Raw genomic sequence first — 14,499 nt, forward strand, 5'->3', positions numbered from 1 at the left:
CAAGATCGGCCCTGTCTTTTATCAAAGTTTGATACCTTTGTTTTTTCTATTCTGCACAACTATTTGAGTGCTGAAGGTTTACCGGGGGAAGAGGGTCATTAACACAAACAGGAGAAAAGCAAAAGAGCGACAGCATTCGTTAGGGGTTCGAAAACACATGAATTTGGGAACACTTTTAAGAATATATTATTTTGAATAAAGTTGGAAGAATTGCACTCAAGACCATTTTATGGGTCGTTGGTAGTATCATTGGTTTAGTACTCCTGATTTTTATTTTAATTCGTATTCCAGCCGTTCAGAATTTTTTGGTCCAACAAGTAGTATCCTATCTGGAGAAAAAAATCGAAACGCCGGTTAAAATTGAAAGGGTATCGCTCGATTTACCTAAATTATTGGTATTGGAAGGTGTTTATTTCGAAGACCAAAAGAAAGATACATTGCTCGCAGGAGAGCAATTAAAAGTCGATATAAGTCTACTTAAGCTCCTAAAAAACAAAGTGGAAATAAACGAAATCGATTTAAGAGGCATTACCGTCAAGATTGACCGCACTTTACCTGACAGTAGCTTCAACTTCGATTACATTATGCGAGCATTTGTTAGTGAAGAGCAAACGCAGCCTAAGCCGGAAGATACAACCTCCAGCATGGAGTTTTCGATTGATAAGATTAATCTCAACCGTATTCGACTCGTTTATGAAGACGAAGTTATTGGTACCAATGCCGATTTCAATTTAGGCCATTTAGATACACGGATTAAGACTTTCGACCTGAACAAAATGCGTTTCGAGATTCCAAAGATCAACATCCAAGGAGTCAATACAGCTATCAGACAATGGACGGTAGCAGACTCCACAGCGATCCCATCTAGCAAAAACTTAGGAGTGGAAGCAGCCGTTGGAGAAGAGGCTCCCCTCCCCGACATTCAACTTGGCAGTGTCAGCTTAGAAGATATCAAAGCACAATACGTGGACGAAGCAAGTGCTTTAAATGCGCAAGTTCTGTTTGATCGACTTTTGGTTGATTTTAAAGACATCGATTTGAGTGGCGAGCGAATAGATATAAAACAGGCCGTATTAGAAAACAATACGGCAAAGGTATCCTTTGGAAGGATACAAAAACCAACCCCTAGCACCTTTACGCTTGATACCGGCGAAACCACACCTATAAAATGGCAAGTAAATATCTCCGACTTAATTATTGGAAAGAATAAACTTGCTTATTTTGACGCAAATCAGCCAAAAGTGGCCAAGGGCATGGATTATGGAAATCTTGATATGACGGGCGTAGACCTGAAAATGTCTGACTTTTTCTTTTCGATTGATTCGATAAGTGGGAAGCTAAACCAATTGAATTTCAAGGATAGAAGTGGCTTTACCATCACGAAAGCGGAAGCTGATTTCGTCTATACAGAAAAAGGCGCGGAGGCAAAAGACTTATACATTGAAACCCCTAACACCCTTATTCGAAACTATGCCCGGGTAAACTATCCCTCGCTGGAACAAATTACGGAGCGCATTGGCGAAATTCAATTGAATGCTAATATCCAAAAGAGTAAAATTGGAATGAAGGATGTACTCTTGTTAGTTCCGGATTTAGATACGATGGAAGTAATGAAGCCGCTACTCGGCCATACCTTTTTTGTGGACGGAAACGTAAAGGGGCGTGTTGATGATCTTCGCATAGCTAATTTGACATTTACAACCTTAGATCAAACCCGCTTGCAAGCCAGCGCACATATAAAAGGATTACCTGACATCGACAAATTCTATATCGATTTACAATTAAAAGATCTACAGACCGGAAAGCGAGACCTGGATCGCTTGGTAGCGAAGAGCATGCTGCCTGATAGCATCGAATTGCCAAAACAGCTGAACTTGAACGGTACGTTCAAAGGAGGGCTTAATCAATTTACTACCAACATGCATCTTCGATCATCTATGGGAAATGCAAATCTCCGAGCAAACTATGCCGCCCAAAGGGATACGAGTTATGATGCAGATATTACAATCCAAGATGTGAATGTAGGTCATCTGATTAAGATGGATTCAACACTTGGAAAGATATCATTTGCTGCACAAATCAAAGGGAAAGGTCTTGATCCATCTAAACTAGTAGCAGATGCCAAAGCCAAGCTGATACGTGCGGAAGCCCTGGGTTATACCTATACCAATATAAACTTAGCGGCCACAGCCAATAGTGGCGATGTAAAAGCATCGCTTAGCAGTAAAGATCCAAACATAAGCCTGGAAATGCAGGCATTTGCAAACTTGAAAGAGCGATACCCAACGTTTAACATGGATCTACTAGTGGATAGTATCAACACCAAAAATTTAAACCTGACCAACGACAATATCCGGTTTCATGGCAAATTGCTTGCTAATTTTGATTCAGCCGATCCAGATTATCTCAATGGAAAGCTGGATTTAACAAATGCTATTATCGCTTATAATACTGATCGATACGTATTAGACACGATCAGTTTGATTGCGCAGACTGACAGTAGTCAAAATCTCTTACAATTACGTTCTGAGTTTCTCAATGCACATATGATTGGATCTTATAAACTAACTTCTTTATCCTATGCTTTTCAGGATGTACTAAACACGTATTATAATCCCAATCCGGCCATTAATAAAAAGACAGGCCTACCGGACACCATTCCTGCATATAGTCCTGCACAAATCGAATTTGGTGCAACTTTCAGAAGGTCACCACTCATCATCCGTGTAATGCCGGAACTAACCGAAATGCAACCTATTACTTTAGACGGCAACTTCAATAGCGAAACCAAATCGATTAACATTAAGGGTGTTGCACCGAAGGCGGTATATGCAGGCACCGATATACAAAATGTTAGCTTTGATGTCAACACTTTAGATAGTACACTCTACTACGCTGCACTTATTAATAACATTAAAGTATCCGGTATCGAAATCATGAATACACTTTTAAGCGGTACCGTAAAGAACAGTTCTATTGATGCGGGTTTGTGGATCAAAGATAAGAAAGGTAAAGAGCAATATCATTTGGGCGCTAATCTACAGGCCCGTGCCGAAGACTTTCTCTTTTCCTTAAAGGAAAACGGCCTTATGTTAAATTATGACAAATGGTCCGTTAATCCCCAAAACGCTATTAGCTTTGGCGCAAAAGGTTTATTGGCTTCTCACTTCGATCTCAGCCAAAATGGGCAAGAAATGACTATTGCATCGCAAGACTCCGTACCCAATTCACCTTTAGCCGTTAATTTCAAAAACTTTCGTATTGAAACTTTTGCTAATATGGTGGAAAGTGCAAATTTAGACTTAGGTGGCGGAATAAACGGTAATGCCTTAGTCGATCGACTCGATGGCTACCCCGTTTTTACATCCGATATAACCATCAACGACTTCTACTTTGGCAAAGACACTATTGGAGATATTGGCGTTCAAATAAATAATGCGAAGGAAAACACCTACAATGCGAATATTACTATTCAAGGAAAAGGAAACGATATTCAATTAAGTGGCGACTATATTACACCGCTTGACGCCGAATCTACGATGGATTTTGATTTGTTGGTTAATAATCTTAATATGAGTACCATCGAAGCCTTTAGTTTCGGCAATTTAAGGCGCTCATCCGGAAGCATTTCCGGAAAGCTTGATTTAACGGGAAGTTTAGATGCACCGATCATCAACGGCGATTTGATCTTTAACCGAGCCAGAATGAATATTTCCATGCTAAACGCTACGTTTAACATGGATCAGCAGCGGATTAATTTCAATGATCGAGGCATCAGCTTTAAACAATTTACCTTGACTGATAGTGTTGGTAATAAAGCGATTATCAATGGCAATATCAGAACAAAGACGTATACCGAATTTGCTTTGGGTATGGACGTAAAAGCTGATGATTTCCAGGTTTTAAATTCTACAGAGGTCGATAACAACTTATTCTATGGAAAACTGAACATCGATACCGACCTGCGTATCCGTGGCGCAGCCATGAGTCCGTCTGTGAATGGTACCTTAAGAGTCAATGAAAATACCGACATGACACTGACCATGCCAGAAACGGATCCCGGTTTAGTGGAACGTGAGGGCATTGTAGAATTTACTAGTTTGAGTCCTCGAGATAGCGCGGAGATCTTAGCGGTTTACGATACAACCGAAACGACGGGCAATACCATTACCGGGATGAACATATCCTTAAATATCGATGTGGATAGAAACGCGGCCTTTACTGTGATCGTTGATCCCGGAACCGGCGATAAATTATTTGTCAAAGGCCAGGCTCTACTTAACTTCGGTATCAATCCGGGCGGCGAGATGACCCTTGCCGGAACTTACGAAGTGGAAGAAGGTAACTATTCCCTATCCTTTAATATGATCAAAAGAAGATTTGACTTTAAAAAAGGAAGTACAATCACTTGGGGTGGCGACATTATGGACGCTGATCTTAATATGACGGCAGTTTATACCTTGCAAGCACAACCGATTGATTTGGTACAGGTTACCGGCACGCAAGCAAATTATTATCGACAACGCCTTCCTTTCAATGTCAATCTTCATATAGGGGGCAAAATGTTAAAACCCGAGATTTCTTTTGACATTGATTTGGGAACCGGCGGAAATGCCAATACGGTATCGCAAGATGTGACCCAAAATGTAGAAGCAAAACTGGCACAACTACGAGACAACCCTTCGGAGATGAACAAGCAGACCTTTGCTCTGATTGTATTAGGTAGGTTTATCGCTGAGAATCCTTTCTCCAGTGCAGGCGGATCCAGCACTGAAACGATGGTACGATCCAGCGTTAGTAGTTTGTTAACAAGTCAGCTAAATAAAATGGCCGGTGATCTAATTGCCGGTGTAGAATTGAATTTTGATCTACAATCTACTGCGGATGACTATAGCACGGGGCAAGCGCAAAATCGGACAGATCTAAACGTCGGGGTTTCAAAACGAATGTTAGATGATCGGTTGAAAGTGACCGTCGGCTCCAATTTTGAATTAGAAGGAGCTACGCAACCTGGTCAAAAGGCTACGAATATTGCGGGTGATATCTCGGTTGAATACCAATTATCAAGAGACGGTCGTTATATCGCCCGTGTATATCGAAAAAATCAATATCAGGTAACCCTACAGGGCCAATTTATTGAGACCGGGCTGGGTTTCATTATCAATATGAATTACGATGAATTCAGGGAGCTGTTTATGAGCGCTAAGCGCATTCAAAAGCTTAATGAAGAACGAGCAGAGGAGATGAAAGAGCATTTGGAAAAAAATGATGAGGAGGATGAAAACGGCCAGGATAGTGTGGAGCGCCGCAATGACCATCAATCTAAGGAGACGAAGAAAGAAGATGGGGTGGCCGAAGAAAAGAAAGAAGACATACCTGCGGATCACGTCGAAAAGTTAAACAAAGCCTACCGGAATGAGGATGAAGTTACAGAGCAAGAATCATCAGAGAAGAGCAACGATGAGAATTAAAATATACACATATATAGCGATTTCAGTACTTTTTGCTTCCTGTAGTAATATCAAGTATTTAAAGGAAGGTGAAAACTTGTATGTGAAAGGTGAGGTGGAATTGAATAACGATTCGATTCCGGACCAGTATAGAGGACCGCTAACCGAACGACTGGAGGGGGTGCTACGGCCGCGTCCGAATAAGAAGTTTTTAGGCTTACGTACCAAACTCTATTTCTATAACATTGCCGGTCAGCCCAAGAAAAACAAAGGATTTAAACACTGGTTGAAAAATAAAGTAGGTGAACCTCCGGTATTGCTCCAAGATGTAAATGTTCCGTACAATGAAAATCTCGTCAGGAATAGGTTGGAAAACATCGGCTTCTTTAATGCTTATGTAACGACAGATACGACTATTGAAAACAGAAAGGCGACGCTGAACTATGTAGCTACGACCAATAAAATTTACCGTATCAATAAAGTAACGTATGAAGCTGACACAACTACACAGATTGGAAGGGAGTTAAAATTAGCGCAGGAAGGATCGCTTTTGGTGCCCGGTAGACCTTATAACTTGGATAGGATCATTGCGGAACGCGAGCGGATTGATAATATCCTCAAGGATAAAGGTTATTATTTTTTCAGCCCTGATCACCTTTTGGTACAGGTAGACAGTATGATTGGCAATCACATGGTAGACATGAATGTCAAACTAAAAGAGGAAACACCAAAAAATGCGAAACAACCTTATACGATCAACAACATTTTCATTTATCCGGAATATTCACTAGTTCAGGGTAATTATGAAGTGGCTACTCCCAAAGATGCCGAAGAATACAAAGGCTTTTATTTTATAGATCCACATCGGACCTTTCGAAAGTTTGCACTCGCCAGAACGATGTTTTTCCATAAAGGCGATCTTTATAACCGAGATCGGCAAAATCAAACGATTAGCCAGCTTGTCGGAATGGGAACTTTCCGCTTTGTTAAAAATAACTTTATGTTGGCCGATCGTGGAAAAAGCAATAAATTAGATGTCCATTACTACCTTACGCCACAACAAAAAAAGGCTGTACGTGTTGAATTGCTTGGTAAAACAGCTGCTGTTTACAATGGTTCCGAGGTTAACGTCAGCTGGAGTCATCGAAATGCGTTCAAAGGAGCCGAACTTTTACGTTTAACTGCTTATGGCGGCTACGAAGTGCAATCAGGTGGTGGTATCAATATCAACTCCAATTTTTACCGTTATGGTTTAGAAGCCTCCTTAACTTGGCCACGTATCATTGCTCCTTTTGGTTGGGAGCCTACGCGTCGGTTCGTCCCGCATACTACCACGCTGGTAGGCTACGAATTTCTAAATAGAAGACAGGCCTACCGTTTGAATTCGTTACGTTTTGCATGGGGCTATAACTGGCAGGAATCCGCAAAAAAAACACATCAACTGAACGTATTAGACGTTGCTTACGTGCAACCGGTAAATGTAACCCGCTTTTACGATAGCTTAGCTACAGAGTTTCCCTATTTACAAAGAGCGATCGACCGACAGTTCACCTTTGGTCCGAACTACAAATTTACCTATACCAATACCATGGAAACCGACAGGAAACATACCTTTTACTTTTCCGGTGGTTTGGATCTTTCCGCCAATACCGTTGGCTTGATTTTGGGATCAAACGTAAAAAAAGGGAAGCAAGACAGTATTTTTAACGCTGCATTTTCGCAATATATTAAAACCGAAATTGAGTACCGTCATTATATGAAACTGGGGCAAAATCGGACGCTTGCCGCTCGTGCTTTGTTTGGTTATGGTTATTCCTATGGCAATTCGACTCGACTTCCCTATGTGAAGCAGTTCTTTGCGGGTGGGCCTAACAGTCTACGTGCTTTTAGAGCCCGGGCAATTGGTCCGGGATCTTATAACCCCGAGCGATTTGGAAACGATAATTTCGTTCCGGATATGACCGGTGATATCCGCATGGAATTCAATTTAGAGTATCGGTCTAAGATTGTTAGTATATTAGATTGGGCGGCCTTTATCGACGCCGGTAACATTTGGTTACAAAATGCAGATACGGTATTTCAAGGTGGTAAATTTTCCAAGAATTTCTTTAAGGAATTAGCGGTTGGCGGCGGCGTGGGGCTCCGCTTTGATCTGACTTTCCTCATTTTAAGAACGGATCTTGCTATTCCACTCCGTATCCCTTATTTACCGGATGGCCAGCGCTGGGTTTTCAATAAAATTAATTTTAGTAGACCTGATTGGCGACGTGATAACTTGGTCTTCAACTTGGCTATTGGTTATCCGTTTTAGTTATACGTTATAAGTTTTTGAGTTGTTAGTAGCAACGGTAACACGATTTACCCCATATAAGTAATAGCATACAACTTATGACTTATAACTTACGACTTGTTTTGCCATTCCCATTCCTTTTTACTATTTTACCATCGTGCGGAACTGAGGTAAAAAACAATAATTTTAACGAATCATTTAATTCCGGAAATTTATGAAAATCACCGTTATTGGCGCCGGTGCCGTAGGCGCAACCGCTGCAGACAATATCACAAGGAAAGAACTTGCAGAAGAAGTTATACTGCTGGATATCAAAGAAGGAGTTGCCGAAGGCAAGGCGCAGGATATTTCGCAAACCGCAGCCCTTTTAGGATTTGACACTAAAATCACGGGGGTAACAAATGATTATGAAAAAACTGCCGGATCAAGCGTTGCTGTTATTACTTCAGGTATACCGCGTAAACCGGGAATGACACGTGAGGAATTGATCGGAACAAATGCAAATATTGTTAAATCGGTTGCCGAGAATCTGCTAAAATATTCGCCTGAGGTGATTATTCTAGTGGTTTCTAACCCCATGGACACCATGACCTACCTTACCCTTAAAGCCACTGGCTTACCTAAAAACAGAATTATCGGTATGGGTGGCGCATTGGACTCTTCCCGATTTAAATACCAGATCAGTCAGCATACCGGAGCCTCTCCTTCCGATTTAAACGCCATTGTCATAGGCGGGCACGGTGATACTACGATGATTCCGTTGATAAAACACGCCACTTGGAACAGTATTCCAGTGACACAGTTTTTATCTGCACAGCAACAGGAACAAGTAGTAGCCGACACGATGGTAGGTGGAGCCACTTTAACGAAACTTATAGGCACCTCTGCTTGGTATGCGCCGGGTGCAGCTATCGCCAGGATGGTGGAAAGTATTGTCAGAAATCAGAAAAAACTATTCACGGCTTCTGTTTACTTAGAAGGCGAATATGATGAGCAGGACATCGCGTTGGGAGTTCCTGTTATTATCGGTAAAAACGGCGCCGAAAAAATAATTGCTCTTCAATTGGACGATGAAGACAAGGCTAAATTCAGACAAAGTGCCGAAGCCGTGAGAAGCATGAATAACGTGCTTTCTGAGAGTAAAATCATCTAAAAAACTAATATCGTTAATGATTAAAATACCACTAGCATTATTAAATCTTCAAGATGACGGCTTCCACTTATTGGTGGAAGTCGTTGTTTTCGAACATAGCTTTAAAGCTGTATTGGATACGGGTGCGTCCAAAACTGTATTCGACAAAACAATCGTAGAACGTCACATAGGTAATGAGCAACTTAAAAGCAGTGACCGCGTATCTACCGGTTTGGGTACGACTAATATGGAAAGCTTTACTTGGCAACTTCCTGATTTTCAGATCGGCACTTTCCACCTTAAAAATTTTGAAGTGGCCGTACTGGATTTGTCTTCTATTAATTTCGCCTACGAGAATCTTTCAGTCGAGCCTGTAATCGGCGTTATTGGCGGCGATATACTCACCCAATATCAAGGTATCATTGACTATGGAAAAATGACCCTGACACTTAGCATGAAGGAATAGAGTTTAATAATAGCACCTAACAACTAACAACCAATAACTAATAACTAACAACTAACAACTAATAACTAACAGCTAATAACTAACAACTAATAACTAACAGCTAATAACAACAAAAAAAGGCGCGCTTCACAGCGAGCCTTTTCCCAATTTTAACCAAACCTAATTTACATGAATCAATTACTATTTAACTCTGATACAAATCTAAGGTATCCGCGTTAAGCCTATTTTAAAAAAGCATTATGCCTTTGTGAAAAAAACAAGGCTATCGGCTAGATTTTCTTCATTACATGACGAATTCATAACAATTGATTAATGCTATTATTAATTTAAACCGATAGCTTTATAAATACGAAGTATATGCTATGCGAAAAATTAAAGTAGCGTTTTTTGCGGAAATCTTGCATGAAGATAAAGATGGGGCATCCCGAACGATGTTTCAGCTTATTAAGAGGATTCCGTTCGATCGTTTTGAATTCATGTTTATTTATGGTGATGGCCCGGATCAGCTGTTAGACTTTCCTTCGCTTAAAGTTCCAACTATCACCATTCCTTCCAATAAGAATTATACGTTATCGATTCCTTCCTTAATAAAAAGAAGATTAATCCGTAAACTAGATACATTCGGTCCGGATATCGTACACATCGCTACCCCTTCTCTTTTGGGGCATTTCGCGGTCACTTACGCCAGCAAGCGGCATATCCCGGTCGTCAGCATTTATCACACCCACTTTATTTCATATATAGACTACTACTTGAAACATTTGCCTTTTCTTATCGGCCCGGTTAAGCGATATGTTTCGTCGAAGAAAAAATTATTTTATAATCAATGTGATTGCATTTATGTTCCAACAAAATCCATTAAACAGGAACTAATCAATTACGGCATTCAAGCATCGAAGATGTTGCTATGGGAAAGAGGAATTGACAATACATTGTTTAATCCGCTGAAAAAGGATCTGGCAAAGCTTGAAAAAATAACCGGGAACCAACAGCCTACACTCTTGTTTGTAAGCCGCTTGGTATGGGAAAAAAACCTGGAAATGCTCTTTAAAATTTATCGATTAATTAAAATACGAGGAATTGCATGTAATTTTTTAGTTGTAGGAGATGGATCCGCAAGAAAAGCATGCGAAAGCAATATGCCTGAAGCAATCTTTTTAGGCCATGTTGGTCACGACGAATTAGCAAGTCTTTATGCATCGAGTTCCATTTTTGTCTTCCCATCTGTTAGTGAAACTTATGGCAATGTTATTTTAGAAGCACAGGCCTCCGGCCTGCCTTGTGTCATTGCCAACGGTGGGGGTTCCAAAGATCTAATAGAAAATGGTGTTAATGGCTTTGCTTGCAATCCTAACAGTGAGGGAGAATTTGTAGACTGTATAGAAACGTTATTGAATAAAAAAACGATTCACCGGCAATTCAGCATGCTTGGCATACAAGAAAGCACAAAACGGAACTGGGAGCGGCTAGCGGACATTTACTTTAACGATATTGAGCAGTTGGGCAAAGTTCCCAGCATTTACAAACTAACCTCTTAGTACCGGAATGCTTCGATTTATTAAAATTATACTATTCTTATCTGTTGTTATTTCTTTAGGAATCTACATTGCTCATACAGACCTTACGCAGGTAACCCGGTCGTTAGCACATATCGGTTGGGGTTTTTGCTGGGTTTTGATCCTTACCTGCCTCGCGTATCTCCTAGGCACTCTGGCCTGGGCTTATTGCTTGGGAGACCAGCGAAAGCGAATCAACATTTATCAATTGTTTTGGATCAGACTTATTGGTGAAACGGTGAGCCTTTTTAATCCCAGTAGCATTATTGGGGGCGATTTTCTAAAGGCCGAATTGTTGAAACCCTATATGATCGAAAGAAAATCGGCTATTAGATCGGTTATCGTTTCACGCTTTCTGATGATCGCTTCGCAGCTTCTGTTGTCGGCACTAGCGGTAGCTATTCTACTTAAGCAGAGCAGCGACGATAGTTTTAATCGACAAGTAGCGTCTTTTTTCCCTTATTTTGTGATTGTTTTTTTAGTCATCAGTCTGCTTATTTTCTTAATATTTCGCCTTACTAAATCGTTGCATAAGAAACTTACAACCCGTTTTAGTCAACTCAAATTAAGTCTAACAACTACCCTATCCGAAACAAAGTTATACTATCACCAAGAGAAAAAGGCGCTATGGCTGTCGTTTCTCTTTTTCTCGCTCCATTGGTTTGTCGGTTCCCTTGAATTCCTGCTCATCTTGCATTCGCTGGATATCAATATTGACGTAATTGAAAGTTTAGCCATGGATATGGGCGTTATTTTTTTTAAATCAGCAGGCGCAATAATTCCGGGGCAAATCGGTATTGAAGAGTATGGCAATCAATTTATGTTAGAATTTATTGGTATAACGGGCAGCCTATGGCTTAGCGTCTCCGTTGTCCGGCGGGCTCGACAACTCGTTTGGTTACTTTTTGGCGGTATCAGTTATGTTGTATATCATAGAAAGGCCCCGCAACTGCAAGCAGTATAATTATTCATGGAAGTTCTATTTGTAAGTCATAAATATCCCCCTACTACCGGCGGTATGGAAAAGCAAAGCTATGAACTGGTAGTGGGTATGAGAAAATGGTGTACGGTGCACGAGTTAATATACAAAGGCATCGGTAGCCGGCTGAGCTTTTTTCTAGCACTCGGAAAAAACATAAGTCATCTTATCAATCAGCATCCCAATATTAAACTTATCCATTTTAATGATGCATTGATTGCCTCCTATTATTTATTGTGCTGTCGATTAAATCCGCACATTAAACACACGGTTACCATACATGGTTTAGACGTCGTCTTTCCGAGTTTTTTATATAGGAAATTTATTCTCCCAAAACTGAATCGCTTTGATCTTATCGTGGCAGTAAGCAAAGCTACGGCCCAAGCCGCACAAAGCGTGGGGATCGCTACGGGAAAGCTACGAGTCATTTCAAACGGTGTCGATGAAAAAATACCTAAACATAAATTCTCATTAAATTTCCATGACGATTTCCAAGCAAGGTACCGTCTCGATATTCGTGGAAAACAATTATTGGTAGCCATGGGCAGGCCCGTTAAGAGAAAGGGATTTTCTTGGTTTGTCGAGCAGGTAATGCCTCATTTGCAACATGATTATTTATTGCTCTTTATAGGGCCGTTTCATTGGAAAGCAACCAAACAAGAACGCTTCTTTAAATTCCTTCCACCCTTTTTCCGAAACAAACTTGCGTTATTTCTAGGTGCGGCCACCGATGAGCCGAAATTGCGTCAGTTATTAAGCAAGCCTGAAATAAGAAAAAGAGCCAAACACTTGGGACGATTGCCGTTCGATGAAATTCTGAACATCCTGTATCATGCAAGTGCCTTTATTATGCCCAATATCGAAGTAGAGGGTGATATGGAGGGCTTTGGCCTGGTTTGTTTGGAAGCTGCCTTATGTGGAACAACTGTTTTTGCCTCCCACACAGGAGGTATTTCGGACGCTGTAAAACACGGGAAGAACGGTTATCTGTTACCATCAGAACAAGCAGAAGAATGGATTACGACACTAAACGAGTTTATGAAGAAACCTAGCGACGAGGAGAAAAAGACAGCGTCGGTTAATTATACAAAAAGACACTTCGGTTGGAAGAAAATGGTCAAAGCTTATTATGAGGCATTTTTGGGGTTAGTTGAGTAGTTAAGTCGCCGAGTTGTTAAGTAGTTAAGTTGTTGAGTAGTTGAACAGGAAAATAGTTGACATAGAACGGAAAGTCGTGATACTTATGTCCTGATACTTACCTGCCTGCCGGTAGGCTGGTGTCTTGATACTTGATACCTGCTAGAACATAAAGACAGGAAGAAAACTCACACCCACAACCCACAACCAATAACCCACAACCAACAACCAATAACCAACAACTAATAACCAATAACTAATAACCAACAACTAATAACTACGTTGCTGCCAACTAAACGATAAACTCACGGGGCAATGGTCCGAGAGCGGTATTCCTTCTTTATTATTGAATTTCTCGTTCTCGAAACGGTAGGCATTTGGAGTCAGCAACAGATCAGCACTGCTTCGAAAGAGTATCTTATCGATAGACTCACAGTCGTCAGTCAACTTCAAAATATCCTCTTTCACAAATTTTTTGAAAGCGGGGAAGCTATCCTTAGCCTTGAGCGTTACCCATGCATCTTTCAAACCATTTTGGGCAAGCAGATCGCGAATATTGTCATGTTCATAGCAGAAGTGCGCATTTAAATCACCCATAACGATGACCGCTCGATCGCCTGAGTGCTCTTTAATATAATTGGACAGTTGAATCATATTCTTCCGTCTCGCGGCAGCAGCGGCCGGATCATCCGCCGCATTTGCGTGTACATTATAAAAATCGATAAATACGCCCTTCCCTACTTCAATCTTACTAAACGTAAAACCCTTAGGTGTCAAACAGTCCGCCCCTGTGCAATTATTCCAAGGAATGCGGTGTATTTCCGTAATACGATATTTTGAGAGTGTATTCAAACCATCACCAAAAGGTACGCCTCCTTTCGTTTTGGTTTTATAAGGATGCTCATTACCACTATAGTACAAGAAGCTATTATAGTTAAAGTCTTCCTGCACATGAACAATATCATAATCATTCAATCGACGCCCAATTTCTGCAATACTTGACGAACGCTCGGTAACAGCGCTGCAAATAAGCTGTGGCAAACCCGCTATATTATAAGTTATGACGGAAAATTCACCCTCATAATTGATGGGCAATTCTTCAGGAGGATGGGTATTGAAGCTAATAAACGAATGACTTTGTGTAGGAACACGACAAACTTGAAAATATCGCTTCACAACCAAAAACAAAAGACAGGTAATAAAGAAGAAGTTCATCCACTTTCTGCTTAGTTTACGACGAAGAATAAGTTCCATAAAAGTAAGGCTTTCCTGGCATAAAACTAGCATGGAGAGTTAAACAGAACGTCGTTTAAATGTTAAAGGAATGTTATTTTTTTTAGGCTATAGGCAGTACGCTATATCCCCTCAGTGAACAAGGGAACCTGTTAGTTGGGAATAGGCCCTATGTCCTCATTTAACTCCTCCATTCACTATTAACTACTCCCTACTCACCTCCAGTGAACAAGGGAACCTGTTAGTTGGGGACACG

Annotated in this window: 8 protein-coding genes; 7 read left to right on the forward strand and 1 reads right to left on the reverse strand. The window is 40.8% G+C overall.

Going from position 1 to position 14,499, the window contains the following annotated elements:
- The first annotated feature begins 191 nt into the window (after nt 1-191).
- From QT327_RS15155 to QT327_RS15185, 7 genes are all read left to right on the forward strand, one after another.
- Nucleotides 192-5,471 (forward strand): translocation/assembly module TamB domain-containing protein, encoded by a 5,280-nt coding sequence (locus tag QT327_RS15155; protein WP_289553236.1) that lies wholly within the window; start codon nt 192-194, stop codon nt 5,469-5,471.
- On the forward strand, nt 5,461-7,761 hold the full coding sequence (gene tamL, locus QT327_RS15160) for a translocation and assembly module lipoprotein TamL (RefSeq protein ID WP_289553237.1): 2,301 nt from the start codon (nt 5,461-5,463) through the stop codon (nt 7,759-7,761). Before QT327_RS15155 ends, tamL begins: the two co-directional genes overlap by 11 nt.
- A gap of 193 nt (nt 7,762-7,954) precedes the next feature.
- Nucleotides 7,955-8,893 carry a malate dehydrogenase gene (locus QT327_RS15165; RefSeq protein WP_289553238.1) on the forward strand — a complete coding sequence of 313 codons (939 nt, stop codon included), beginning with the start codon at nt 7,955-7,957 and terminating at the stop codon, nt 8,891-8,893.
- Nucleotides 8,894-8,909: 16 nt separating this feature from the next.
- Nucleotides 8,910-9,338, forward strand: a complete 429-nt coding sequence (locus QT327_RS15170; RefSeq protein WP_130855808.1) for a retropepsin-like aspartic protease — start codon at nt 8,910-8,912, stop codon at nt 9,336-9,338.
- 362 nt (nt 9,339-9,700) lie between these two features.
- Nucleotides 9,701-10,876, forward strand: a complete 1,176-nt coding sequence (locus QT327_RS15175; RefSeq protein ID WP_289553240.1) for a glycosyltransferase family 4 protein — start codon at nt 9,701-9,703, stop codon at nt 10,874-10,876.
- Between the two features lie 7 nt (nt 10,877-10,883).
- Nucleotides 10,884-11,858, forward strand: coding sequence for a flippase-like domain-containing protein (locus tag QT327_RS15180; protein ID WP_130855806.1), 975 nt, complete (start codon nt 10,884-10,886; stop codon nt 11,856-11,858).
- Between the two features lie 6 nt (nt 11,859-11,864).
- On the forward strand, nt 11,865-13,031 hold the full coding sequence (locus QT327_RS15185) for a glycosyltransferase family 4 protein (protein WP_289553243.1): 1,167 nt from the start codon (nt 11,865-11,867) through the stop codon (nt 13,029-13,031).
- Nucleotides 13,032-13,280: 249 nt separating this feature from the next.
- On the opposite strand, the gene QT327_RS15190 is transcribed toward QT327_RS15185, so the two are convergent.
- Nucleotides 13,281-14,264 carry an endonuclease/exonuclease/phosphatase family protein gene (locus QT327_RS15190; protein WP_242627173.1) on the reverse strand — a complete coding sequence of 328 codons (984 nt, stop codon included), beginning with the start codon at nt 14,262-14,264 and terminating at the stop codon, nt 13,281-13,283.
- Nucleotides 14,265-14,499 lie beyond the last annotated feature (235 nt).

It is taken from the genome of Olivibacter sp. 47 (genome assembly GCF_030372825.1).
GTDB lineage: Bacteria > Bacteroidota > Bacteroidia > Sphingobacteriales > Sphingobacteriaceae > Olivibacter > Olivibacter oleidegradans.